The 24,619-nt window shown below is 64.8% G+C and carries 25 protein-coding genes; 15 read left to right on the forward strand and 10 right to left on the reverse strand.

Going from position 1 to position 24,619, the window contains the following annotated elements; all coding sequences use genetic code 11:
• Positions 1-53: 53 nt before the first annotated feature.
• Positions 54-653 (forward strand): GNAT family N-acetyltransferase, encoded by a 600-nt coding sequence (locus LWC34_RS07975; protein ID WP_233724259.1) that lies wholly within the window; start codon positions 54-56, stop codon positions 651-653.
• 100 nt (positions 654-753) lie between these two features.
• Here the strand turns inward: LWC34_RS07975 and LWC34_RS07980 are convergent, their stop codons facing one another.
• The 3 genes from LWC34_RS07980 to LWC34_RS07990 all read right to left on the reverse strand — a co-directional run bounded on the left by LWC34_RS07980 (position 754) and on the right by LWC34_RS07990 (position 3,891).
• Positions 754-1,911, reverse strand: a complete 1,158-nt coding sequence (locus LWC34_RS07980) for an NAD-dependent formate dehydrogenase (RefSeq protein ID WP_233724261.1) — start codon at positions 1,909-1,911, stop codon at positions 754-756.
• A 68-nt stretch (positions 1,912-1,979) separates the two neighbouring features.
• Positions 1,980-2,891, reverse strand: coding sequence for a LysR family transcriptional regulator (locus tag LWC34_RS07985; RefSeq protein ID WP_233724263.1), 912 nt, complete (start codon positions 2,889-2,891; stop codon positions 1,980-1,982).
• Between the two features lie 25 nt (positions 2,892-2,916).
• Positions 2,917-3,891 (reverse strand): 2-dehydropantoate 2-reductase, encoded by a 975-nt coding sequence (locus LWC34_RS07990; protein WP_233724264.1) that lies wholly within the window; start codon positions 3,889-3,891, stop codon positions 2,917-2,919.
• 226 nt (positions 3,892-4,117) lie between these two features.
• On the opposite strand from LWC34_RS07990, the gene LWC34_RS07995 reads away from it, so the two are divergent.
• The 8 genes from LWC34_RS07995 (at position 4,118) to LWC34_RS08030 (ending at position 14,342) form a co-directional block, all read left to right on the forward strand.
• A complete protein-coding gene (locus LWC34_RS07995) occupies positions 4,118-5,689 on the forward strand; it encodes a selenocysteine-specific translation elongation factor (RefSeq protein WP_233724265.1) in 1,572 nt (523 codons plus the stop codon).
• Positions 5,686-5,982 (forward strand): DUF6457 domain-containing protein, encoded by a 297-nt coding sequence (locus LWC34_RS08000; protein WP_233724266.1) that lies wholly within the window; start codon positions 5,686-5,688, stop codon positions 5,980-5,982. The genes LWC34_RS07995 and LWC34_RS08000 overlap by 4 nt, the downstream gene beginning before the upstream one ends.
• A gap of 78 nt (positions 5,983-6,060) precedes the next feature.
• On the forward strand, positions 6,061-7,794 hold the full coding sequence (locus tag LWC34_RS08005) for a thiamine pyrophosphate-binding protein (RefSeq protein WP_372496440.1): 1,734 nt from the start codon (positions 6,061-6,063) through the stop codon (positions 7,792-7,794).
• A 20-nt stretch (positions 7,795-7,814) separates the two neighbouring features.
• Positions 7,815-9,044 carry a formyl-CoA transferase gene (gene frc, locus LWC34_RS08010; RefSeq protein WP_233724267.1) on the forward strand — a complete coding sequence of 410 codons (1,230 nt, stop codon included), beginning with the start codon at positions 7,815-7,817 and terminating at the stop codon, positions 9,042-9,044.
• A gap of 4 nt (positions 9,045-9,048) precedes the next feature.
• Positions 9,049-11,181 carry an acetate--CoA ligase family protein gene (locus LWC34_RS08015; RefSeq protein ID WP_233724268.1) on the forward strand — a complete coding sequence of 711 codons (2,133 nt, stop codon included), beginning with the start codon at positions 9,049-9,051 and terminating at the stop codon, positions 11,179-11,181.
• 144 nt (positions 11,182-11,325) lie between these two features.
• A complete protein-coding gene (locus LWC34_RS08020) occupies positions 11,326-12,813 on the forward strand; it encodes an Nramp family divalent metal transporter (protein ID WP_233724270.1) in 1,488 nt (495 codons plus the stop codon).
• Positions 12,814-12,816: 3 nt separating this feature from the next.
• The gene (locus LWC34_RS08025; RefSeq protein ID WP_233724272.1) at positions 12,817-13,359 is read left to right on the forward strand and encodes a hypothetical protein; all 543 of its coding nucleotides are present in this window, start codon (positions 12,817-12,819) and stop codon (positions 13,357-13,359) included.
• Complete coding sequence (locus LWC34_RS08030) at positions 13,356-14,342, forward strand: TerC family protein (RefSeq protein ID WP_233724274.1); 987 nt, start codon at positions 13,356-13,358, stop codon at positions 14,340-14,342. Before LWC34_RS08025 ends, LWC34_RS08030 begins: the two co-directional genes overlap by 4 nt.
• A 41-nt stretch (positions 14,343-14,383) precedes the next feature.
• Here LWC34_RS08030 and LWC34_RS08035 read toward each other — a convergent pair whose 3' ends face one another.
• Positions 14,384-14,563: a hypothetical protein gene (locus LWC34_RS08035; RefSeq protein WP_233724276.1), complete on the reverse strand. Its 180-nt coding sequence runs from the start codon at positions 14,561-14,563 to the stop codon at positions 14,384-14,386.
• Positions 14,564-14,944: 381 nt separating this feature from the next.
• On the opposite strand from LWC34_RS08035, the gene LWC34_RS08040 reads away from it, so the two are divergent.
• Together LWC34_RS08040 and LWC34_RS08045 are read left to right on the forward strand one after the other, a co-directional pair.
• Positions 14,945-15,382 carry a GbsR/MarR family transcriptional regulator gene (locus LWC34_RS08040; protein ID WP_233724278.1) on the forward strand — a complete coding sequence of 146 codons (438 nt, stop codon included), beginning with the start codon at positions 14,945-14,947 and terminating at the stop codon, positions 15,380-15,382.
• Positions 15,383-15,750: 368 nt separating this feature from the next.
• Entirely contained in the window at positions 15,751-17,190 is a 1,440-nt protein-coding gene (locus LWC34_RS08045) for an IS1380 family transposase (RefSeq protein WP_233724279.1), read from the forward strand.
• Between the two features lie 334 nt (positions 17,191-17,524).
• On the opposite strand, the gene LWC34_RS08050 is transcribed toward LWC34_RS08045, so the two are convergent.
• The gene (locus tag LWC34_RS08050) at positions 17,525-18,703 is read right to left on the reverse strand and encodes an MFS transporter (protein ID WP_233724281.1); all 1,179 of its coding nucleotides are present in this window, start codon (positions 18,701-18,703) and stop codon (positions 17,525-17,527) included.
• Between the two features lie 2 nt (positions 18,704-18,705).
• The gene (locus tag LWC34_RS08055) at positions 18,706-19,437 is read right to left on the reverse strand and encodes an MBL fold metallo-hydrolase (RefSeq protein WP_372496524.1); all 732 of its coding nucleotides are present in this window, start codon (positions 19,435-19,437) and stop codon (positions 18,706-18,708) included.
• Positions 19,438-19,518: 81 nt separating this feature from the next.
• On the opposite strand from LWC34_RS08055, the gene LWC34_RS08060 reads away from it, so the two are divergent.
• The gene (locus tag LWC34_RS08060) at positions 19,519-20,091 is read left to right on the forward strand and encodes a CGNR zinc finger domain-containing protein (protein ID WP_233724285.1); all 573 of its coding nucleotides are present in this window, start codon (positions 19,519-19,521) and stop codon (positions 20,089-20,091) included.
• 167 nt (positions 20,092-20,258) lie between these two features.
• On the opposite strand, the gene LWC34_RS08065 is transcribed toward LWC34_RS08060, so the two are convergent.
• From LWC34_RS08065 to LWC34_RS08075, 3 genes are all read right to left on the reverse strand, one after another.
• On the reverse strand, positions 20,259-21,836 hold the full coding sequence (locus LWC34_RS08065; RefSeq protein WP_233724286.1) for an IS1182 family transposase: 1,578 nt from the start codon (positions 21,834-21,836) through the stop codon (positions 20,259-20,261).
• Between the two features lie 191 nt (positions 21,837-22,027).
• Positions 22,028-22,366: a TetR family transcriptional regulator C-terminal domain-containing protein gene (locus LWC34_RS08070; protein WP_372496443.1), complete on the reverse strand. Its 339-nt coding sequence runs from the start codon at positions 22,364-22,366 to the stop codon at positions 22,028-22,030.
• Complete coding sequence (locus tag LWC34_RS08075; RefSeq protein ID WP_233724290.1) at positions 22,354-22,605, reverse strand: TetR/AcrR family transcriptional regulator; 252 nt, start codon at positions 22,603-22,605, stop codon at positions 22,354-22,356. The genes LWC34_RS08070 and LWC34_RS08075 overlap by 13 nt, the downstream gene beginning before the upstream one ends.
• A gap of 120 nt (positions 22,606-22,725) precedes the next feature.
• Between LWC34_RS08075 and LWC34_RS08080 the strand changes: the two genes are divergently transcribed.
• Positions 22,726-23,286, forward strand: a complete 561-nt coding sequence (locus LWC34_RS08080; protein WP_233724292.1) for a dihydrofolate reductase family protein — start codon at positions 22,726-22,728, stop codon at positions 23,284-23,286.
• Here the strand turns inward: LWC34_RS08080 and LWC34_RS08085 are convergent.
• The gene (locus tag LWC34_RS08085) at positions 23,283-23,705 is read right to left on the reverse strand and encodes a MarR family winged helix-turn-helix transcriptional regulator (RefSeq protein ID WP_233724294.1); all 423 of its coding nucleotides are present in this window, start codon (positions 23,703-23,705) and stop codon (positions 23,283-23,285) included. The genes LWC34_RS08080 and LWC34_RS08085 overlap by 4 nt on opposite strands.
• A 69-nt stretch (positions 23,706-23,774) precedes the next feature.
• Between LWC34_RS08085 and LWC34_RS56710 the strand changes: the two genes are divergently transcribed.
• A complete protein-coding gene (locus LWC34_RS56710) occupies positions 23,775-24,020 on the forward strand; it encodes an NmrA family NAD(P)-binding protein (RefSeq protein ID WP_284051422.1) in 246 nt (81 codons plus the stop codon).
• An 8-nt stretch (positions 24,021-24,028) separates the two neighbouring features.
• Positions 24,029-24,610, forward strand: a complete 582-nt coding sequence (locus LWC34_RS08090) for an NmrA family NAD(P)-binding protein (protein ID WP_308199990.1) — start codon at positions 24,029-24,031, stop codon at positions 24,608-24,610.
• The last annotated feature ends 9 nt before the right edge of the window (positions 24,611-24,619 follow it).

Here is a 24,619-nt window from a genome sequence, read left to right on the forward strand (position 1 = left end):
TATCCGTAAGGTCACAGAACATGTGCGTTACGTATGCGAAGTAAGTTGTCCCCGTGATCACCGTGAGGCCTGGCAGGCTGGATGACCTCGACGCCCTGTACCGGATCTGTCTGCAGACCGGGGACGCGGGCGAGGACGCCACCGCGTTGCACGAAGACCCGCAGCTGCTCGGCCACATTTTCGTGGGCCCGTACGCGGTGCTCGAACCGTCACTTGCGTTCGTGGCCGAAGACGCGGAAGGTGTCAGCGGGTTCATCCTCGGCGCTTTGGACACTCGGGCCTTCGAGGCGGAGATGGAGCGTGACTGGTGGCCGGAGCTTCGGGAGCAGTATCCGGACCCGATTTCGCCGGTTTCGGAGGACGAGAAGCTGATGCGGACGATCCATCACCCGTTCCGGACGCCCGAGAAGTACCTGGACTCGTACCCGTCACACCTGCACATCAACCTGTTGCCTCGGACACAGGGGCAGGGGGTCGGCGGGCGGCTGATGCAGACGCTTTTCGACGCCCTGCGGGCCAAGGGTTCGCCCGGTGTGCACCTTTCGGTGTGGTCGCAGAACCACCGTGCCATCGGGTTCTACCGGCATCTGGGGTTCACGGAGATCGACAACACCGGGGATGGGTGCACCTACGCGATGGACCTGCGGGCATAGCGGAAGGGCCTGCCGGAGATGGCGGCAGGCCCCTGTTTTCCCAGCGTGCTCCTCGTGAGTGGTTATCCGTGTTAGAACACGGATAACCACTCACGAGGGTTTATTTGGTTGAGTAGGAGTGCGCGCCTGTCCCGGCGAGCTTGCCGCCGTCGACGATCAGGTACTCATCCCGGATCGGCGTTCCGTCAAACCAAGATTCCAGGATTTCCCGGGTTCCAGCGGCATACCGGGCCTGAGCCGACAGGGACGACCCGGAAATATGCGGTGTCATCCCATGGTGGGGCATGCTGCGCCAAGGGTGCTCGGCAGGCGCGGGCTGCGGGTACCACACATCCCCGGCATATCCTGCCAGCTGGCCGCTCTCCAAGGCCCGCACGATCGCGTCGCGGTCGGCGATCTTTCCCCGGGCCGTATTGATCAAGTACGCCCCGCGCTTCATCGTGCTCAACAGCTTGTCCCCGAAGAGCCCCTCGGTCTCCGGGTGCAGGGGCGCGTTGATTGTCACGACATCGAGGTGCGGCACCATCTCCTGGGCGCTCGCGTGGAAGGTCAGACCCAGCTCCTCCTCAACCGCGGCTGGCAGGCGGTGCCGGTCGGTGTAGTGCAGTCGCACGTCAAAAGGCGCCAGCCGACGCAACACGGCCAACCCGATCCGGCCAGCCGCAACGGTTCCGACCTGCATGCCCTCAAGGTCATAGGACCGGGCCACCGCGTCCGCGATGTTCCAGCCCCCGTCCACGACGATCTTGTACGACGGGATGTAGTTGCGCACCAACCCGAGGATCATCATCACCACGTGCTCGGCCACGCTGATCGAGTTGCAGTACGTCACCTCGGCGACCGTGATCCCCGCGTCGATCGCCGCCGACAGGTCCACGTGGTCCGAGCCGATGCCCGCGGTCACCGCCAGCTTCAGGTTCGGCGCCTTCGCGATCCGCTCCGGAGTCAGGTACGCGGGCCAGAATGGCTGGGAGATAACAACATCCGCGTCGACCAACTCACGTTCGAACACCGAGTCGGGGCCGTCCTTGTCCGACGTCACGACCAAAGTGTGGCCCTGCGATTCCAAATAGGACCGCAGGCCCAACTCGCCCGTCACGCTGCCGAGCAAGTGCCCCGGCGTGAAATCGACGCCTTTCGGGGAAGGAAGGGTCTGGCCGTCCGGGTAACGCTCGATCACCGGGAGGTCGTCGCGGGCGTACGTGGCCGGGTAGCCGTCCACCGGGTCGTCATAGAGAACGCAGAGGATTTTCGCCATGCCATCAGCGTTCTCCCGACCAGACACCCTGGTCAAAGCGAACTTGTCTATCCCGCGAGAGGTAGAAACTATCGCAGGTGCGCGGCCAGCGCCGCCCGCACGTCCACGCTCGCGCTGACATCGACAAGAGACCGCGCCACAATCGGCTCCGGATCCCGGTCGGCGATCACCAGCCCGATCCGCGGCGACGGTCTGATTCGTTCAAGAGGAACCACACGCATCCCTTGGGGCACACCGAACATGTTCAGCCACGCGTGGGAGATCACGCTGCACCAGTTACGGGTCGCGACATGCGCGTACAACGCCGACACCGTGTCGGTCTCGATCGACGGCACGGCCATTGCCCCAGCGGAAGCGAACATCTCGTCAAGAATGCGGCGATTGCGCATCTGCTCGGACAACAGGCACAGCGGCTGCTTCGCCGCTTGCGCCCAGCCGACCACCTGCTGCTCGGCCAGCTCGTGGTCCACTGGCACGAGCAGCAGGTATTTCTCTTCGTACAAGGGGAATGTACGAACCCGGCCGAGTGGCTCACCGTCCAAATAGGTCATTCCGACGTCCAGTTCGAACTCGGTGAGCCGGTGGACGATCTCCTGCGAGGACAATGACTCGATGGACACCCTGGCACGTGGGTAACGCGCGCAGAACGGTGTGGTGAGCAACGGGGCCACGGTCAGGGTGGTCGGGATCGCCCCGATTCGGAGCGTCCCGGCCAGCCCATTCTCCATTGTGGACAGATCTTGTCGTAACTCCTCGCACTCGGCGAGGATCCGGTGCGCCCAGAGGAGCACCCGTTCGCCTTCCGGCGTAAGCCCGTCGTATCTGTTACCCCTGCGGACGATCGGCACATCGAGCTCATGTTCGAGCTTGCGGATCGCCGCGGACAGCGACGGTTGCGAAACGTGACACGCCTGCGCTGCGCGCGAGAAATGCCCCTCGCGAGCCAAGGCCACGAGGTACTCGAGCTGACGCAGCAACACGGCCCGAAGGCTACCCGAAACGGGATTAGGCGGCGGTCAACTGCTCATTCAACAGGTCAGCCACCGCGCCGATAGTGCGCAACGTGGGTACCTTGACGCCGGTCAGATCGGCCAGCTCCACTACCGCCTTGATGATCACGTCCAACTCGAGGGGCTTGCCCTTCTCCAGATCCTGGAGAGTGGACGTCTTGTGCTCACCCGCTTTCTCGGCGCCGGCGAGCCTGCGCTCGACCGACATCTTCGGGTGGCACCCGAGGCTGGCGGCAACCTCGAGGGTCTCGGTCATCATCCTGACGACCAGTTCGCGGGTCTCGTCGTGACGGCAGATCGATGCCATCGTGGCCCGCGACAGTGCGCTGATCGGGTTGAACGCGATGTTGCCCATCAGCTTGATCCAGATGTCGTTGCGAAGATCGGCCTCGACCGGGCACTTCAGCCCGCCCGCGATCATCGCGTCGGAGAACTCCTTGCAGCGGACGGACATCGTGCCGTCCGGCTCGCCGATCGAGAACCGCGTTCCTTCGAGGTGACGGATCACCCCTGGTTTTTCGATCTCGGTGGCGGCGTAGACCACGCAGCCGACGGCCCGGTGGACCGGTAGTGCCTCGCTCACCGAACCACCCGGATCCACGCTCTCGATCCGGTGGCCCTCATAGGGACCCGGCAACCCGTGGAAGTACCAATACGGGATGCCGTTCTGCGCGGTGATCAGTGTTGTTGTGTCGTGCAGCAACGGCTTGACCATCGGTCCCGCTGCTGCGTACTGGTTGGCTTTGAGGCCGAGAAAGACGTGATCGACTGGCCCGACCTCTTCTGGGTTGTCGGTAGCGTACGGATGGACCTCGAAGTCTCCGCGAGGAGACAGTACTTTGAGACCCGACGCCTTGATCGCCTGCAGATGAGCTCCACGGGCGATCAGATGAACCTCGACTCCAGCTCGCTGGAGCCCGGCTCCGACATACGCGCCGATTGCACCGGCGCCAAGAACAGCAACTCTCACGGGCGGCTCCGTTCTTGCGTCGATAGTGTATTCAGTATACCGTATGAACACCTTCGGTCAACGGTGTCGAGGAGGCATGCCGAATGCCTGGTGTGAGGCGGTATGAGTGATGTGGGTGATAGCCACAGCCGGCCATGCCGACCACGGAAAGTCGACACTGGTGGAACGGCTTACGGGGATGGCGCCGGCACTGGGATCGGCCTGGACGAAATTGCCGTCCGGGCGCATGGTCGAATTGGTCGATTTGCCCGCGGCGGACGCTTTGACTGGCATTTGCCCGGTCTCCGCGGTGCTCCTTGTGGTGGCCGCCGACTCGGGCTGGATGCCGCAGTCAAGTGAGCATTTGGCGGCACTGCACGCGTTAGGAATTCGTCAAGGTTTGCTCGTCGTCACCAGAAGCGATCTCGCCGACCCGCTGCCGACGCTGCGCAGGGCGCGCGCGGAGCTGGCAGGCACGTCGCTCGCGGAGGCCGAACCGGTCGTGGTCAGCGGTTTGACCGGCGAAGGCATCCCTGAACTGCGCAACGCGCTCGACCGGCTGGCCGACCGGATGCCGCTGCCCGACCCGGCCGCCGCGGTGCGATTGTGGGTCGACGAGACCGCGGGAACAGTCGTCACAGGGACGCTTCCGGTTGGCACTTTGCACACCGGTGATGAATTGGTGGTCGCGCCGACCGGGCGCCGTGTCCGAATTGAGTCATTGGAGTCACTCGGACAGCCGATGACCGAAGTGACCGGTGCCGGCCGGGTGGCCTTGAAAGTGGACGGAATCAATCCCCGCCGGATGCGCAGGGGACAGGCTTTGGTCGCGCTCAACAGCTGGAGATTCGTGTCCGTTATCGACGTCCGGCTCAAGATGCTGGACAAATCCGGGATGCCCGCGCGAGAACTGGTCTTGCACATCGGTTCGGCTGGAATACCCGCCCATGTCCGTCATCTCGGTCCGTCCGTCGCGCGGTTGACGCTGCGCTCGCCATTGCCGCTGCGGATCGGCGACTCCGGCCTGTTGCACGATCCGCAGCGGCATCTCGTCGTCGCCGGCGTGACCGTCCTGGACATCCTGCCGCCGGACCTGCGTCTGGGTGGCGCGATGGTCGAACGTGCCGTCGAATTGTCCAAACGGGACATCACGACGGACGGGATGCAGGAGTTGCGCAGGCGCGGGATGGTTCGGCGAAGCGACCTTGTGGCTATGGGCTGTACGGTGCCGCGCGCGCCATCGGTGGGGGAGTGGCTGTTCGATCCGGACCGCTTCCAGAAGCTGCGCCAGACGTTGCTCGAGGCTGTGCGTGAGTACGCCGCACGCCACCCCGAGGACCCGGCGATGCCGAAACCCATTGCCGCACAGGTGCTTGGGTTGCCGGACCGCCGTCTGGTCGAGCCGCTGGCGCGGGCGTCGCGCGGCCTCGGCGTGCGTATGTTGGGTGGGCGCCTTGTGCTCGGCCCACGCGACGCGCTGGAGAAGCTGATCGACGACCTGGCGATGGAACCCTTTGCCGCGCCGGAACAACCGCGCCTCAACGAGCTCGGCCTGACGGCCAAGCGCCTGAATGCCGCGGTGGCAAGGGGAATGCTGATCCGTCTTGCCGATGGTGTGTACCTGAGGCCGGACTCGATCGACCTGGCGAAGGCCGTATTGACCGAACTGCCGGAGACCTTCACGGTCGCCGAGGTGCGCACGGCGTTGCGGACGAGCAGGCGAGTGGCTGTTCCGTTGCTGGAACTGCTGGACGCGCGGGGGGTGACCGAACGGCTCGACGCAAGTCAACGGCGACTGCGGAAGGGGCGAAGGTCGTGAAGTTTTCACTTTCACAACAGAACAAGAACAACAGTGTCAACAAGAACAGCAGCGTCCTTGACGAGTGGACGGAACTGGCCGTCACCGAACTCGGTGTCGGACCGGACGAACTGGACAGACACGCGCTCTTTACTTTGGCGCGCTGTGTCGCGAGAGACGTGGGCGGCTCGGCCGCGCCACTGACTTGTTATCTACTCGGAGTCGCGGTCGGGCGAGGAATGTCCTTGTCCGAGGCGACATCCCGAGTGTCCACATTGGTGGAACGCTGGCGCGGCGTCGACTGGCGAGATTGAAGTCTGGACAAAGGGACATTAAGAGGTCCACTATGAAGTACATACGGTATGCAGTATGCGACCCGAGGAGATGACCAGATGGCACAAACGGCCCAGGCGGTGCCCGAGAATGCAGGTGTCGAGGCCACCAATGGTGCCGCTGAGCCCGAGATGATCTCTGGTGGTCACCTCGTGGCTAAGGCGCTCAAAGCCGAAGGCATCGATGTGATCTTCACGCTCTGCGGCGGTCACATCATCGATATCTACGACGGCTGTGTCGATGAAGGCATTGAAGTGGTCGACGTACGCCACGAGCAGGTGGCGGCGCACGCGGCTGACGGATACGCCCGCATCACCGGCAGGCCCGGTTGCGCAGTCGTCACCGCGGGACCCGGAACCACCGACGCGGTGACCGGTGTCGCGAACGCGTTGCGTGCGGAGAGCCCGATGCTGCTGATCGGCGGCCAGGGTTCGTTGAGCCAGCACAAGATGGGCTCGCTGCAGGACCTGCCGCACGTCGACATGATGACCCCGATCACCAAGTTCGCCGCGGGTATCCCGGACACCGCGCGGATCGCCGACCTGGTGTCGATGGCCTTCCGTGAGGCCAACGCGGGCGCCCCCGGCCCCTCGTTCCTCGAGATCCCCCGCGACATCCTCGACGCGAAGGTGCCGCTGGAGAAGGCCCGCATCCCCGAGGCAGGCCGCTACCGCGCCTCGACCCGTTCGATCGGCGACCCTGCCGACATCGAGCGCCTCGCGGACCTGATCGTGCACTCCGAGAAGCCCTGTGTGCTGCTCGGCAGCCAGGTCTGGACCACTCGGGGCAGCGACGACGCGATCGACTTCGTTCGCACGCTGAACATCCCGGCTTTCATGAACGGTTCTGGCCGCGGCACGTTGCCTCCTGGCGACCCGCACCACTTGCAGCTGGCGCGCCGCTACGCGTTCCAGAACTCGGACCTGATCATCATCGTCGGCACCCCGTTCGACTTCCGGATGGGTTACGGCAAGCGGCTTTCGCCGTCGGCCACGGTCGTGCAGATCGACCTTGACTACCGCACGGTCGGCAAGAACCGCGACATCGACCTCGGCATCGTCGGTGACGCCGGCGCCGTTCTCGCCGCGGTCACCCAGGCCGCGTCCGGCCGCACCTCGACCGGTGCCGCCAACCGCAAGGCGTGGCTCGAGGAGCTGCGGGGCGTCGAGGACGCCGCGTACCAGAAGCGCTTGCCGCGTCAGCACTCCGATGCCACCCCGATCGACCCGTACCGCCTTGTGCACGAGATCAACGAGTTCCTCACCGAGGACTCCATCTACATCGGTGACGGCGGCGACATCGTCACGTTCTCCGGCCAGGTCGTGCAGCCGAAGTCGCCGGGGCACTGGATGGACCCGGGTCCACTCGGGACGCTCGGCGTCGGCATTCCCTTCGTCCTCGCGGCGAAGTACGCCCGCCCGGACAAGGAGGTCGTCGCCCTGTTCGGTGACGGCGCCTTCTCGCTGACCGGTTGGGACTTCGAAACCCTTGTGCGCTACAACCTTCCGTTCGTCGGCATCGTCGGCAACAACTCGTCGATGAACCAGATCCGCTACGGCCAGATCGCCAAGTACGGCGCTGACCGCGGCCGCGTCGGCAACACCCTCGGCGACGTCAAGTACGACGAGTTCGCCAAGATGCTCGGCGGCTACGGCGAGGAAGTGCGTGACCCCAAGGACATCGGGCCCGCTCTGCTGCGCGCCCGCGAGTCCGGGCTGCCCTCGCTGATCAACGTCTGGGTGGACCCCGAGGTCTACGCGCCAGGCACGATGAACCAGACCATGTACAAGTAGCAGGGAGGGCATCGACTGTCATGGGCAAAGCACTAGACGGTGTTCGAGTCCTGGACTTCACTCATGTCCAGTCAGGGCCCTCCGCCACCCAGATCCTGGCGTGGCTGGGCGCTGATGTGGTCAAAGTGGAGGCTCCGACCGGCGACATCACCCGCAAGCAGCTGCGGGACCTGCCGGACGCGGACAGCCTCTACTTCACGATGCTGAACTGCAACAAGCGCAGCATCACGCTGAACATGAAGAGCGAGCGGGGCAAGGAGCTCTTCACCCAGATGATCGGCAAGTTCGACATCATGGTTGAGAACTTCGGCCCCGGTGCGGTGGACCGGATGGGGTTCCCGTGGGAGAAGCTCCAGGAGCTCAACCCGCGCCTGATCTACGCGTCCATCAAGGGTTTTGGCGAAGGTCCGTATACGCACTACAAGGCGTACGAAGTCGTGGCTCAGGCCATGGGCGGCTCGATGAGCACGACCGGCTTCGAAGACGGCCCGCCGCTTGCCACGGGCGCGCAGATCGGCGACTCCGGTACCGGTATGCACGCCGTGGCAGGCATTCTTGCCGCGCTGTACCAGCGTGAGCAGACGGGACGCGGCCAGCGCGTGACGGTCGCGATGCAGCACGCGGTGCTCAACCTGGCCCGCGTCAAGCTTCGCGACCAGCAGCGCCTGGCCCACGGCCCGCTCAAGGAGTACCCGAACAAGGAGTTCGGCGACACGGTTCCGCGCTCTGGCAACGCTTCCGGCGGTGGCCAGCCGGGATGGGCGGTGCGCACCGCGCCGGGTGGGCCGAACGACTACGTCTACGTGATCGTGCAGCCCGTCGGCTGGGAACCGATCACGCAGCTGATCGGCCGGACCGACCTGACCGAGGACCCCGAGTGGGCGACCCCGGAGGCCAGGCTGAACAAGCTGGACAAGATGTTCCAGATGATCGAGGAATGGTCGATCAACCACAGCAAGTACGACGTGCTTGCGATGCTGAACAAGCACAACATCCCGTGTGGACCGATCCTGTCCACAAAGGAGATCATCGAGGACGAGTCGTTGCGCGCCAACGACATGGTCGTCGATGTCCCACACCCGCAGCGGGGCACGTTCACCACGGTCGGTATGCCGATCAAGCTGTCCGACTCGGTTGCGGAGGTCGAGCGCTCACCGCTGCTCGGCGAACACAACAAGGATATCTACGTCCAGGAACTGGGCGTCGCCGAGGAAGAGCTGACCGAGCTCTCCGCGAACGGAGTGATCTAGAGTCATGAGTTACGACGCCGAGACGGTCCGGGAGATCCTGGACAAGGTGCGGGCTGAAGGCCGCGATTCGCTGACCGCCCCTGAGGGCAAGCGCGTCTGCGATGCCTATGGCATCCCGACACCCGGCGAAGGACTGGCCGCGACCGCCGACGAGGCGGTCGCGCTGGCCGAGAAGATCGGCTTCCCGGTCGTGCTGAAGATCGTGTCGCCGGACATCCTGCACAAGACCGAGGCAGGCGGCGTGCTCGTCGGAGTGTCCGATTCGGACGCCGCACGGGCCGGCTTCGACCAGATCATCGCCAACGCGAAGAACTACAAGGCTGACGCGCAGATCGACGGCGTTCAGGTGCAGCAGATGGTCGGTGGTGGCCAAGAAGTCATCATCGGTGCGACGACCGACCCGACGTTCGGCAAGGTCGTCGCTTTCGGACTCGGCGGTGTGCTCGTCGAGGTGCTGAAGGACGTCACCTTCCGCCTGGCGCCGGTTTCGCAGGACGAGGCTCTGTCCATGTTGGACGGCATCGCCGCCGCGGAGGTCCTCAAGGGAGCTCGTGGAGCCGACCCCGTCGACGCGGACACGCTCGCCGACGTGCTGCGCCGAGTGTCCGAACTGGTCACTGACTTCCCCGAGATCAGCGAGTTCGACCTCAACCCGGTGTTCGCATCGAAAGATGGCGCGGTGGCCGCGGACGTGCGGATCATCCTGCAGACCGGACCGGTTCCGCAGAAGCGCCAGATCCCGCAGGAGGAAATCCTGCGGGTGATGACCAAGATGATGAACCCGACCGCCGTTGCCGTGATCGGTGCCTCCGACCAGGATGGCAAGATCGGCAACTCGGTGATGAAGAACCTGATCAACGGCGGCTACCAGGGCGGGATCCACCCGATCAACCCGAAGGCCGACGAGATCATGGGCCGCAAGGCCTACAAGTCGGTCAAGGACATCCCCGGTGACGTCGACGTCGCGGTCTTCGCCATTCCGGCGAAGTTCGTGCCCGCCGCGCTGGAAGAGTGTGGCGACAAGGGAATCCCGGCAGCCGTGCTGATCCCGTCCGGCTTCGCCGAGACCGGAAACCACGAGCTGCAGGACGAGATCGTCGAGATCGCCGAGCGGCGCAACATCCGGATGCTCGGCCCGAACATCTACGGCTACTACTACACGCCGCAGAACCTGTGTGCCACGTTCTGCACGCCGTACGACGTGAAGGGTGGCGTCGCGCTGACGTCGCAGTCCGGCGGTATCGGCATGGCGATCCTCGGATTCGCCCGCTCGACCAAGATGGGTGTCTCGGCGATCGTCGGTCTTGGCAACAAGTCCGACATCGACGAGGACGACCTGCTCACGTACTTCGAGCAGGACGAGAACACCAACGTCATGGCGATGCACCTTGAAGACCTCAAGGACGGAAGGGCTTTCGTCGACGCGGCGAAGCGGATGACCAAGAAGAAGCCGGTCATCGTGCTCAAAGCGGGACGTACCGACATGGGTGCCCGCGCGGCGAGCTCGCACACGGGTGCCTTGGCCGGTAACGACAAGGTGTACGACGACATCCTCAAGCAGGCCGGCGTGATCCGCGCGCCCGGACTGAACGAGATGCTGGAGTATGCCCGTGGCGTGCCGCTTCTGCCCACGCCACAAGGCGAAAACGTTGTAATTATTACTGGCGCGGGTGGTTCGGGTGTGCTACTTTCGGACGCCGTCGTCGCCGAAGGACTGTCCTTGATGGACATTCCGCCGGACCTCGACGAAGCGTTCCGCAAGTTCATTCCGCCGTTCGGTGCGGCGGGCAACCCGATCGACATCACCGGTGGTGAACCGCCGTCAACGTACGAGGCCACCATCCGCCTGGGACTTGAGGACCCCAGGATCCACTCGCTGATTCTCGGCTACTGGCACACCATTGTCACACCCCCTATGGTGTTCGCCGAGTTGACCGCGCGAGTGGTTGAGGAGGCCAGGGCGAAGGGCATCGACAAGCCGGTCGTGGCATCACTCGCCGGTGACGTCGAAGTGGAACGCGCTTGCGAATACCTGTACGACAGGCGCATTGTGGCGTACCCGTACACCACCGAGAAGCCGGTGGCTGTACTTGGCGCCAAGTATCGGTGGGCCAGGGCGGCAGGACTGCTCGGCTGACAACCGTTCAGTAGTAAAGCTCCTCGCGGCGGGTACTTCCGGCTCTTGACACGAAGTACCCGCTTCGAGGTAGAAGGGGCAAGTAGCACAGGGGTTGTCCGACCGGGAAGTACATCGATATTCCTCAAAGGAGAGGGGTCTGAGATGGAGACCTCGAAAACCCCGGCAGCCGGGCCGAATGTAGTCGCCGGCGAGGAGAGAGTGTGGCGGGCCGGTCGGCTCGATCCCATGCCTATCCGCCCATTGCCAGAAGCGCCGCCGTCGATCCACCTGTTGGGACCGACAGTGTTCTTGGTGGCGCTCGGTGTCGGCATGGGCGAGTCGTATATGTGGCCGAGGCTGGTGCTGGTCTTCGGCCCCGACATCAGGTGGCTGTTCCTAGTCGGTGTCACCCTGCAGGCAGTGGTGATGCTCGAGATGGCGCGCTACGCGATGGCGACAGGCGAGAGCATCTTCACCGGTGCGGCTCGCGTCTTCAAACCGATCATGTGGTTCTTCTTCGGTGTGGCGATCCTGGTCTATATCTGGCCAGGCCACCTATCCGCCGGAGCGGCGGCGTTCGAAGAGATAACGGGCATACCTTGGGTTGTGTCGGCCTGCGTTGGCCTGGTCCTGGTGGGCATTCTGTTCAGCCTCGCCAGGGTCGTCTACAACCTGCTTGAGAACGTGCTCGCGATCCTGATCGGCCTGCTTGTCGTCGGTACCGCCGTGATCGCGTCGATGGTGGGTAGCTGGAGTGACCTGACCAGCACCATCAGCGGGATGTTCAGCATCGGCTACTTCCCGTCCGAGATGATGACCTCGGCATGGTTCCCGGTCGTGGTGGGATCCATCGCGTTCGCGGGCCCGTCCGGAATGCAGCAGATGTGGTACACCCTGCACCTGCGGGACAGTGGCGCCGGTATGGGCGCGCACATCCCGAAGATCAGGGGACTGCGGCACTCCGGCGAAGAAGAGGAGATGCCCAACCGCGGGTTCATGTTCGACACGGACAACCCGGACGAGATGCGCAAGTGGAAAGGGTGGCGGCGCTGGGTCACCTTCGACGCGCTGCTTCTCTTCTGGGGCATCACGATGCTCGTCACCGTTTCGTTCACCGTGCTCGCTCAGTCGGCCGCGAGGGCTAACCCAGACGTCCGCACGCTGATCGAGGGTGACGACCGAGGTGCCGCACTCGATGCCATGTCGGCTGCGTTCGCGCAGGCGGGTGGTCCGGTGCTCGGCACTGTCTTCTTCGGATTCATCGCGCTGATCGGTATGAACGCGACCCTTGGTCTGTTCGACTCGTTCTCGCGTGGCCAGGCGGACATGACGTACAACTTCGTCAAGGGCGCCAAGCGGTTCAAGATGTCGCACCTGTACGCGGGCTTCCTCTGGGGTCTGATCGTGTTCGGCATCATCACGCTGGTCTCCGGCATCGCCGAAGGACCAGAGGCCGTGCTGGACATCCTCGCGTTCCTCTCCGCGTTCGCGATGGGTGCCTACTGCGTGGTGCTTCTGTTGGTGAACAACAAGATGCTGCCGAAGCCGATCCGTCCGAAGTGGTACACCAACCTCATCATCGGTTTCGGTGCGGTGTTCTACCTCGGCATGTTGTTCTTCAGCCTGATCCAGTTCGGGGTGGTGATCTAGCCGATGGAGACCGCACGAGTACGCGAGTTGGCGCAACTGGGCCTTCCCGGCTTCGCCGTCGGCTTCTTCGCTGGCGCCGCGGCGGGTTTGATGGCCGGGATCGTCGGTCAGCCGATCGGCTGGGCGATGGTGGCGATGCTGACCCTCGGAGTGCCGCTCGGGGTGCTCGGTGCGGTCTACAGTGTCCTCGTGGCGCTCGGCAAGGTGCGGATCGGTCAGTTCGCGCCCGCCTTCTTGTTCTGGCTGATCGGTTTCCCCCTCGCGAGGCTCTCGCAGGAGGTACTGACCCGCCTGGTGCTGACCGGAGAACCCGGCTTCCCGCCCGATGTCCTTGGTTTCCTCGCATACCAAGGGTTGATCAGCGCGGGATTCGCGTTCGGGTTCCTCTGGATGCACGAACGCCTGGCTCCACAGTGGTGGCGCCGGTTGTCCGAACATAACCCCGCTGCCTTGCGGGTCTATGAACGCTACGCCTCACATGCGCGTGTCATGTGGGAGGCGCGAGAGGCCCGTAAACGCAGGCGGGAGGCGAGCAAAGCCCGATGAACATCCCCACATGGGTATGGCTGGTCACAGTGGCCGGTCTGTCCGCAATGATCCTGTTCGACTTCTATCTTGTGTCGCGCAATCCGCGGAAACCCTCCATGCGGGAATGCACCTTGTGGGTGTCCGCGTACGTCGGTCTCGCTGTCCTTTTCGGACTCGGCGTGACCCTGTTCGCGGGTGGACAGAGTGGTGGTGAGTTCTTCGCAGGCTGGATCACCGAGTATTCGCTCTCGGTGGACAACCTGTTCGTCTTCATCATCATCATGGGTGCCTTCGCTGTACCGAAGCAGTTCCAGCAGAAGGTGCTGTCGATCGGGATCGTCCTGGCACTGCTGATGAGGGGCCTCTTCATCGCAGTGGGTGCCCAGGCCGTCTCCCGATTCGACTGGCTGTTCTACATCTTTGGCGCCTTCCTCATCTACACGGCCTGGAAGCTGATTCGCCACCAGGACGACGACGAGGAAGAGTTCAAAGAGAACGCGGTTCTCCGTATAGCCAAGAAATTCCTGCCAGCCACGGACTCCTACGATGGCGCCAGGATGACCACCCGGATCGACGGGCGCAAGATGGTCACCCCGATGCTGATCGTGATGATCGCCATCGGCACGACCGACTTGCTCTTCGCCCTTGACTCGATCCCGGCCATCTTCGGCCTCACCAAAGAGCCGTATCTGGTGTTCACCGCGAACGCGTTCGCCCTGATGGGCCTTCGCCAGCTCTACTTCCTGATCGGCGGCTTGCTCGACAAGCTCGTCTACCTCAGCAAGGGGCTGTCGATCGTTCTCGCCTTCATTGGCGTGAAGCTCGTGTTCGAGGCTCTGCACCACGACGGTGTGAGCTGGGCTCCGGAAATTCCCATCTTGGTCTCGCTCGGCATCATTCTCGGCACACTGGCGGTGACGACGGTGGCGAGCTTGCTCAAGGTTCGGCGGCAACCGAAGGAAACGGAACCCGAGTCAGTGACCGTCTCAGCGGCTGACTGACACGCGGTAAACAGAAGAGGTGGACGTCAGGGCAGTGCTTGTCAAACTGCCTTGGCGTCTGCCTTCTTGGTGTCACGCAGGTAGGTCTCGACCTCAACGGAGAGATCCCGCTCGGCGCGCGCCATGGCGGCCGTGAGTCCCACACCGAGCTTGCCGCCGTCCGCCGAAGCGCCCAACGGACCGCTGGCGAGAGTCTCGAAGATCTCCCGGATCCTGCTCATCTGACCTTCACTCCTTTTCGCTTTCATCGATCATCTTTGTCGACTGCCTACAGCATACAATCCGTACGAGCGTCCTGGTCGGTGTGTACAGTCACATCACTCAAAGTGACGAATTGTCACACTTGGCGTTGCTTGTGTGGTTGATCTCTGCTAGTCGGCTATGCCCGGATTGAAACCGTTTGTCCTGCGGTAACAGTGGAGTACCCACGCTCGAGGACTGCAATCGAATGGTGCCCAAGGCCACGGCCCGGATCGGGTCGCATTGGTCACAGCGGACAATGCGTGCATATTGCTTCCATCCGGTTTAAGCCGTGGTTGAACGATGTTTTGCCGGCATCCCAGCAGGTCTACCGTGAGGTAGGACGTTTAACTGGGGGTGGCATGGCGGCCAACGACGAGCTCGTAGCCTGGGTCGAGCGAGTGACTGAGTTCCTGGTGGAAGAGTGGGGCATGCCCCCGATCACCGGCCGTATCGTCGGCTGGCTGATGGTCTGCGACCCGGCGGAGCAGTCAGCGGGGGAGATAGCGGACGCGATCCGGGCCTCACGAGCCTCGCTGACATCGAATATGCGGTTCCTGACCAGCGTCGGGCTGGTCCGGCGGACCCGTCGGTTGGGGGACCGGACGGCGTACTACCGCATCGAGGACGACGCGTGGCACAAGGTCATCCAGCGCAAGTTGGACAGCCTCGGGGCGTTCGGCGAGATCGCCGATGAAGGCCTGAAGCTGGTTGGCGAGAGCGAGCGTATTCACGCCGCGCACAAGTCCATGCTGTGGCTCAAGAGCCTGGCCGAACTGCGCCCACGTACGGAGGTCTAGCCCGGCGGCGGGCAGAGCTCTGTCTCATGCCGTGAAGGCCACCCTTGCGGCGTTGAACGCGCCAAGGGAGGCCCTCGCGCATGCCAGTAACTTGGGCCTGGCCTTGGTCGAGACTTGAGGCGGGCACGGGCCGTTGACCTGTGAATGTTTTGCGGCTGGCACGGGTAGGCCGGTGCTGGGGCTGGCTGGCGAGGGCTTGGCGTGGCGTGGCGTTCAGGGGTGTGAGGGCCGAGTTGGGTGCGTTGAACCTGGATTCACCGAAGATCTTGGTGGGTTGGTCGTGTCGTGAACGGGCAGATGCCCTCTGACTTGGGACGATTGTTCTTACGAGAGAAACATATCGGTCCGAGTGAGAGGGCATCTGCTGAGTGAGAGCATCGCATACGCGTGGCGCGGTGTCGGTGAGGTTCGACGATCCGGGGTTGGTGTCGCACGCGGGTGTGGTGGCGGTGATGCGGCTGGCCGAGGATGCGGGGTTGTCGGATCTGGCCGGTGAGCTGGTGCGGCTGGGTGGTTCGGTGGGGGCGAACGCGGGCGCGAAGATCAGCTCGATCGTGGCCGGGATGGCCGCGGGCGCGGACTCGATCAGTGATCTGGACCTGGTGCGGCATGGTGGGATGGCGGGGTTGTTCAGCGGGATCCGCGCATCGTCCACTGTGGGCACGTTTCTGCGCTGGTTCAGCATGGGTCATGTCGCTCAGCTGGAGAAACTCTCCGCCCGGCTGCTGGCCCGCTTGGCGGAGCTGACGCCGCTGCTGGCGGGGGCCGACCGGTTGGGGTTGCTGGATCTGGACTCGAAAATCAGTCAGGTCTACGGGCGGGGCAAAGACGGGGCCGCGTTCGGCTATACCGGGGTGTTGGGGTTGAACACGCTGGCCGCGGCCCTGACCACAGCGGCGGGCAGGCCGGTGATCGTGGCGACCCGGTTACGGGGCGGCAACGCCGATACCCGCCGGGCGGTGAGCTCGCTGGCCCGCCGCGCGCTGGGCACCGCCCGCGCCGCGGGCGCGACCGGGCCGCTGCTGGTACGCGGCGATTCCGGGTTCTATGTCGGGGAATTGATCACGATGCTGGCGCGGGAAGGGGTCTGGTTCTCCATCACCGCCCCACAACATTCCGCGATCCGCACGGCGATCGACGCGATCACCGAGCACGCCTGGCAGCAGCACACCTACCGCGACCCGGTCCTCGACCCGCACACCGGACAGCTGATCCACACCGCCCAGATCGCCGAGACCAGCCATACCGCGTTCACCAACCCGACCGTCAATCCCGGCCAGAAAACCACCGCCCGGCTACTGGTCCGCCGGACCCGGATCACCACCCGCGACGAGCAGGGCGAGTTGTTCCCAGCCTGGCGCTACCACGCGGTGTTCACCAACCTCCCACCCACCACCACCAGGCCCGCCACCACCGAGCCCGACACCACCGAGCCCGACACGGCCGGCTTCGACACGGCCACCGCCTGGCGTCTGCACGACCAACGCAGTGGCGCGATCGAACACGTCTTCGCCGAACTCGCGGCCGGCCCGCTGGCCCACTTCCCGTCCGGACTGTTCGCCGCCAACGCCGCCTGGCTGTCCCTGGCCGCCCTGACCCACAACCTCCTGCGCGCCACCGCCTGCCTGGCCGGCCCTGCCCACGCCCGAACACGGCTGACCACCCTGCGCCGCCGGTTGATCACCATCGCCGCCCGCGTCACCCGCACCGCCCGCCACATCACCCTGCGACTACCACAAGACTGGCCCTGGGCCACCGACTTCACCCACCTGTTCACCACCATCCACGCCCCACCCCACCCCGCCTGAACCCCTAACCACCCGCCTGACCAGGCCCAACCCGAAAGACCACAGTGGAAAAGCTGGGCAGACCAGCAACTCCCACACGACCACACCACACACCACCAGCCCACCACCACAACCACCCACCACCACGACCACAACCCAAGATCAACGGTGAATCCAGGTTGAACGCCGTGAAGGTGGCCTTCACGGCGTTGCGTTCCGTGGTAGGTGGGGCTGGTGTGACATGTGTGGCTGATGAGGCGATTTTTTGTCCTTAGTGGACCTTAAGGTGCTCGGAAGCGGTCAGCCCGCGGACTTGGTTAAGTTCCTGGCATTGGCGTTGAATGCCGGGAGGATCTTAGAAGGTCCGGCTGTGGATGGCAGCGGGGACGATGGCGATGGCCAGGATGCCGCTGCTGAGGGCCAAGAACGGGTAGCTGGCGGCGGTGACGACGAGTCCTGAGGCCATTCCGCCGGTTGCGGCCGCGATCGCGACGGAGACATCGACCGTGCCTTGAACCTTGGCGCGAGTGGACGTAGGGGCCGCGTCGGCGATCACCGCGGTGCCGCTGACCAGTCCGAAGTTCCAGCCGATGCCGAGCAGGGCGAGGGCCACCGCGAACTGGAGGATGGCGTCGTCCGGCACGCTGGCTGCGACGATTCCGGCCGCCAGCAAGGTCAAGCCGGACGCGGCGGCGATCTTTCGCGGCCCGTAGCGGTCGACGAGCCAGCCCGTCAACGGGGATGGCAGGTACATCGCGCCGATGTGGACGGCGATGACGAAGCCCGAGGCGGCCGTGCCGTGGCCATGGTTGTGTATGTGGACGGGCGTCATCGTCATCACCGCGACCATGACCAGTTGGGTGAGTGCCATGATCGATGCCCCGAACAGCAGGCCCTGTCCTTCGGGCGTCGGGCGTGACGGGGTGGTGTGGGAAGCCAGCAAGAGCGGATCGGGGCGGAGCCAGATGATGAGTATCAGCGCCGCCGTCGCGTAAGCAATGCTTGCGAGCACGAACGGTCCGGCTAAGTACGGGATGCCCAGACGGTCGGTGAGTTCGCTCGTAAGCGTCGCGAGATTGGGGCCGACCATGCCGCCGACAGTCGTGGCGACGAGCGCGGTCGATACGGCGCGTGCACGGCGGGTTGGAGCGGCCTGGTCCGCACCGGCGTAGCGCGCCTGTAGGTTTGTCGCCATGCCGACGCCGTAGACGAACAACGCGAGCAACAGCATCGCGGCGCTATCCACGACGGCGGCCGCTACGACGCCAAGGCTGCCGACGGCTCCGGTCAGATATCCAGCGGCGAGGCCGGGGCGGCCGTGGGCCTGGGAGATGCGGCCTATTGCCACCGCGGCCAGCGCGGCACCGGCCGTCGACGCCGCGCTGGACAACCCGACAAGGCTCGTTGTGCCGAGCATGTCTTGGGTGAGCAAACCGCCGTATGCCACGCCCGCCGTCAGTCCCACTCCGCTCAGCACCTGTGCGGCGACCAACACCGTCAGGATGCGGCGCTGTGTGGGGGCTTGAACCGACATGGTCAGCCGATGTCCAAACGGTCGATCAGGCCTGCTGCGGTGAACGCGGCGACCACGTTGTCACGGCCTTCGGTGAAGTGGGCCCAGCTGTCGCAGTGGATGACCACCGAGCGGCTCGCGCCCAGGATCTTGGCGGCCTCGGCTGCTTGTGCGCTGTCGAGCACGAGTGGCTCGCCGTCGAACAGGACCGGTATGCGGGGTGCGCCAGCGAACAGGATCGCGGTGTCCACGGGGCCGAAGCGGTCGACGATCTCGCGAACCGCGTCAAGCGAGGCGTTGTCACCGCTGACGTAGACCGTTGGCAACCCGTCTCCGGTCAGGACGAATCCGACGACCTGGCCGGTGATCGGTTCGACGTCCGCACGCCGCCCTGGGCCGTGGATGGCGGGCACGCCGGTCACGGTGATGCCGCCTTTGAGTTCGACCGATTCCCAGTCGGCCAGGCCTTTTGCCTTGTTTCCCAGTCGTTGCGCGCCGGTGGGTGTGGTGAGGGTGAGCGGGACGGTGGTCAGCAGCGCCCGGCCGGAGTTGTCGAGGTTGTCGGGGTGCTCGTCGTGGGACAGCAGGACGACGTCGACCTGAGTGACGGTTCCTGACGGCGGCGCGGTCTTCGTCAGGCCCCTGCGCCCATCCCGCGCGTAGTCGCCGGGCGGGTCGAAGGTGGGGTCGGTCAGGAACCGCAGTCCTCCGTACTCGAACAGAGCGGTTGGGCCGCCGAACACGCGCACAGACACCACAGGGGACTCCTCATGGATGAATGATGAACTATCCGTGAGAACGTTAGTGGTTTCTCACGGATAGGCGCAAGCTTTACCATGAGAACTGTGTTGCCACCCGCGCCTGGAGCCGAGCGATACCCAGCTCTGGACTTCGTCAACAGCACGATCGCCTTGCCTGGCGGGCAGTTCATCGACTTCCTTGGCACTCCCGAAGGCGTGAACGAGTGGCTCACCGAGCACGGACTGGCTCCAGCCGACGCGGGCGTACAGGAGATGTGCGCGGCGCAGCTACGGTCGCTACGCGAGCACCTCAGGTCCCTGTTCGCCGCGCGCGTCGCCGGGCTGACGGCGTTGCCAGCGGCGCTCGCGGCCGTCAATGACGCGCTGAGTCGGGTGCCTACGGCAGCACTGCTGTATTGGGACGAGAAGAGCGGTCCGTACCGCGCGACGCCCTGTCCTACCAACGAGATTCTTGACCGTGCGCTCGCGGCCCTGGCGGCCAATGCGGCCGACCTGCTCACCGGTCCTGACGCGGAGTCGCTCATTACGTGCGATTCGCCGCCGTGCATCCGCTACCTGTTGCGGCACGGCCGTCGGCACTGGTGCTCCACGCGTTGCGGTGACCGGGTGCGCGCCGCCCGTGCTTACGCGCGGCGCAAGGTGGTCTAGGAGGCCGCTGAATTAGGGTGGTTTGCGGGTTGGTTGTCACCGAGTGATGGTGGGCGAGGACCTGGGCCTTGCTGATTCATGGGCGATGCTGGGCGTTCAGGGAGCCCAGGGCGGTTGCTCGACGAGGTTCACAATCCCCAAGACTGGGGGTTGGGCCGTGGTTTCCCTCAGGTAGCCAGGGTCCAAGCGCCCGCCGTATGGGTCAGGCCGCGACCGATGAGGTTGCGGAGGTTCAAGGCTGCGGTGCGGCGTTTGAGCCAGGCGTTGTTCTTGCCGGTGCCTAGATATCGGAGTTTGAGACGTCGGCCACCGCGGCTGGCGATCTGGGAGATGACCCGTTCCACGTTGGGGCGGAACGTCCTGTAGCTCTCGCGCAGTTCGGGCTTGTCCGCCCAGTCGCGTCGGGCTTGGCGCAGCAGGTCATCTCGTGGGTGCAGAACGATTTTACGGCCGGTCTTGGACGTGGTGCACTGTGCACGCAGTGAGCAGGCACGACAGAGAGCGCCAAAGGTGGCGACCCGGGTCCGGCTGATCGGGCGGGTGATGTCGTTGGGGCAGGTGACCGTGCCCGCTTGCTCGTCCACGGTGAAGTCGTCCACGGTGAAGTCGTCCACGGTGAAGTCGCCCTCGACCGGAGCCCGCAGCGGCTTGGGCTTGATCACCGCCTCATGCCCGGCATCGTCGATCCCACCGCGTAGATCCCCTGTGCCATAGGCGGAATCGCCGTACCACGCGCGCTTGCCGTCCTCGGCGTCGAGGAACTCCTCGGCCACAGCGGGGTCGGAGTTCTCCGTGCCGGCGGCCGTGGTCACCTTCTCGTCGGTGACGATCCCGGTCTCGGGCTCGGCCGCCACGTGCGCCCGATACCCGTCCCGCCGGTTCTCCGGGGACTTGCGGGTATGCCGCGCATCCGGATCCACTGTGGACACCACCCGGTCCGGGGCGACCTTGCGGGCGATCCGCCACCGCCCATCAGTGCCGTCACTGCCCTCGGCGGGCTCGGCATCCTGACCGGCGACCAACGCCAGCAACGCCAACGCGAACTCCGCGTCGCCTTCCAGTTCGGTATCGGCCAGCGCCGCCACCAGCGCGTTCGCATCGTTGACCAGCGCGGAGACCAGCGCGTCCCTGGCGGCCGGGTCGTCCCAGTCGATCCTCGGCTTGTCCGGCCGACTGTAGTCATGGCCGGTACACACCTTCGCGATCTGCTCCGCCGCGCCGGGCACCTGCCGATCCACCCGCCGGATCGCCGAGATCAGCTGGGTGATGGTGTCCTGGGTGGCGACCGCGTCGGCCAGGATCGTGGAATCCACCGCCCGCTTGCGGCGGCCACGCAGGATCCCGGTCTCCTCGACGACCGTGCGCACCGCGTCGTTGATCCGATGCGGCCGCCCCGAGGTGGCCAGTCGTTTGCGCCAGTACACCAGCGTCGAGGGGTCGAATCCCTTGTCGTCCAATGCCATCCCGGTCGCGACCTTCCACCGCAGGTCACACCGGGCCGCCTCAGCGGTCTCCCGATCCGAGAGATCATGCAGGGTCTGCAACACCAGGATGGAGGCCATCACCGACGCCGGGATCGAGGGCCGTCCCTTGCCCGAGGGGAACAGATCCTCGAACTCTCCATCGGGGAACAGATTCCGGCGATGCCCGGCCAGGAACGCGAACATGCTCCCCGCCGGGACCAGATGACCGACCAGCGCCTCCGCGTCCAGCAGCTCCCGATCACCACGCTCCACACCCTGCATGAAACGATTCTCCCAGCTCAAACCCACATCCTGGGGCGACACGCCGATTATTCAGCGGCCTCCTAGCCAGATTTTCCTCTGGGCAGCACCGACCAAAGGCGCCGGTACAACACCGGTACCGGCCCCTTCGCCCGGCACTCAGCGAAAACCTGGATCCGCCGAATACCCCAACGAACTTCCGATCGCAACCACTAATCGAGGAGGGACAGCGCGTGATTGACGGCGTCGGTGAGCCTGTGCCGGTCGGGTCGCTTGGCGATCACGCGGATGCCTTGGATGAAGGTGATCAGGAAATGGGCTAAGGAGCGCGGATCTTTGTCCGGGCCTAATTCGCCCTGGTCCTGGGCACGAACCAGCGCGCCGAGGATGGCGGCCTCCAGTCCGCCGATGCCGGTATCGACGCGGCGGGCGGCTTCGAGGTCATGCGGCAGGGATTCGATGGCCGCGTTGGTCACGAAACAGCCCTTGCGGTCCGGATCGTCAAGTGCTTCCTCGGCGAAGCTCCTGACCAGCTGTTTTACTGACGCCAACGCGTTGTCTTCGGGAAAAGGGTCGCACCCGCTGTGCCACTGACACGTTCGCAGTAGAGGTCGAGGGCACGCAGGTAGAGGTCGTGTTTGGTGCCGAACGTCGCGTACATGCTCGCTCGGCCGATCCCGAGGTGGTCGACCAGATCCTGGATCGACGTGGCCTCGTATCCCTTACGCCAGAACAGGTTCAGCGCCGAACGCAGGACGGCGTCCGGATCGAACTCTTTGGTCCTGGGCATGCCACCACCCTAGGCCATATTGGAACGATCGATCAAGAATGCGGCGCGACCGCGCCAGGCGATGAGTTTCGCGAGCTTCGATGGTCGTACTGTCGAAACCCGCTATCGAGGAGGACTCTGATGCGCAGCGTGATCTATTCGTTGGCCGTCTCGCTCGACGGCTACATCGTCGGGCCGGATGGCAGCTTCGACTGGACGGTGCCCGACGAAGAGGTCTTTCGCTTCTCCGTCGAGGAGATCAAGGGCGTCGGCGTTCACCTGCTGGGTCGGCGGCTGTACGAGACGATGCTGTACTGGGAGGACGCCGAGCAGAGCCGGTCGCTCGACGAGGCGGAAATCGAGTTCGCCAGGCTGTGGAAGCCGCTGCCCAAGGTGGTCTTCTCCACCACGCTGTCCGAAGTGCGGGGCAACGCCCGGCTGGCTTCGGGCAGCCTGGCCGAGGAGATCGAGCGGTTGCGCGCCGAGCCGGGGGAGGGCGACATCGCGATCGGCGGCGCGACTCTCGCCGCTGAGGTGGCTGAATTGGGCCTGATCGACGAGTACCGGGCCAGGGTCTACCCGGTGCTGGTCGGCGGCGGCATTCCGTACTTCGCCCGGCGCGAGCGTCGGGTCGATCTCGAGCTCGTGGAGACCCGCGCCATCGGCAAGGTCGTCTACCTGCGCCACCGCGTGGTGCGCTAGCAGGTTCGTCCACTCAGGAATGTTCGCAACAGCGCGGCAAGCTGATCACGCTCGGCCGCGCTCAGCCCGCGGAAAATCTCCTCGCTGACCTGCTGCTGGAGCTGCTTGATCCGGTCGAGCGCGGCGAGGCCTTCCTTGGTGAGCACGAGTTGGAACGCGCGGCGGTCGCTGGGATCGGGTTTCCTGGCGACCAGCCCCTCCGACTCGAGTGAATCCACCGTCGCGGTGACCGCGCGCCCGGTCACACCCAGCAAATCCGCCAGGTCACGCATCCGGACGTCCGTGCGTTCGCCGAGCGTGGTCAACAGTCGAACCCGGGCTGGGGACAGGCCGTGCTCGCCGAATCGAGCCCGTCCTTGCTGCGAGAACGCTCGTGCGGCCGCGTTGAGCAGCTCGCCGAGCTCGGTTGCGCTTGACACCGAACAAGTCCCGTCGTAGATAATAGAATATGTAACTATCGACTAGTTCAGTATATCTGGGGAGCTGGGATGACGGACAAGCGGGTCATCGTGGTGGCGGGCGCGACCGGCAATCAGGGGGGCGCCGTGGTCAACGCGCTCGTCGACCGCTGGCACGTGCGGGCGTTGACGAGAGACACCTCCAGTGCGGCCGCGCGAGCTTTGACCGGGATTGAAGTTGTCGCAGGCGACATGGCAGAGCTTGACTCTCTGAGAACCGCGTTGAAGGGGGCGTACGGCGTTTTCGGTGTGCAGAACTCGCGCACGGCAGCCTGAAAGGTGAAGTGCAGCAAGGTAAGACGCTGATCGACGCCGCCAAGGCCGCCGGTGTCAAGCACTTCGTGTACTCGTCGGTCGGCGGCGCCGAACGAGTCCGCGGCATCCCGCACTTCGACACCAAGTGGGAGATCGAAAACCACCTGCGCGCCAGTGGAATGGCGTGGACGATCCTGCGGCCGACCACGTTCATGGACGTGTTCACGATGCGGGGCGCGAGCGTCGGCCTCGGCATGATGGCGACCGCGATCGGGCAGGAGAAACCATTGCAGATGATCGCCGTTCTGGACATCGGCGTGTTCGCGCGGCTCGCGTTCGACGATCCGGATACCTATGTAGGCCAAGAGATCGAGCTCGCTGGCGACTCGCTGAGCGTTCCCCGGATCGCCGAAGTTCTGCACGGCGCCGGTCGAAACGGGAAATACCGTCGGATGCCCAAGCTGATGCTCAAGGCGATGGGCAAGGAGTCCCGGATGTTGTTCTGGTTCGGCGAATCCGGCTACGCCGCCGACATTCCGGCGTTGCGTGCCGCGCATCCTGGCCTGCTGACGTTGGAAGACTGGCTTTCAGTCGTGCTTGAAACCCGTTGACCGCACTCG

This window comes from Kibdelosporangium philippinense (assembly GCF_021390435.2).
Classification (GTDB): domain Bacteria; phylum Actinomycetota; class Actinomycetes; order Mycobacteriales; family Pseudonocardiaceae; genus Kibdelosporangium; species Kibdelosporangium philippinense.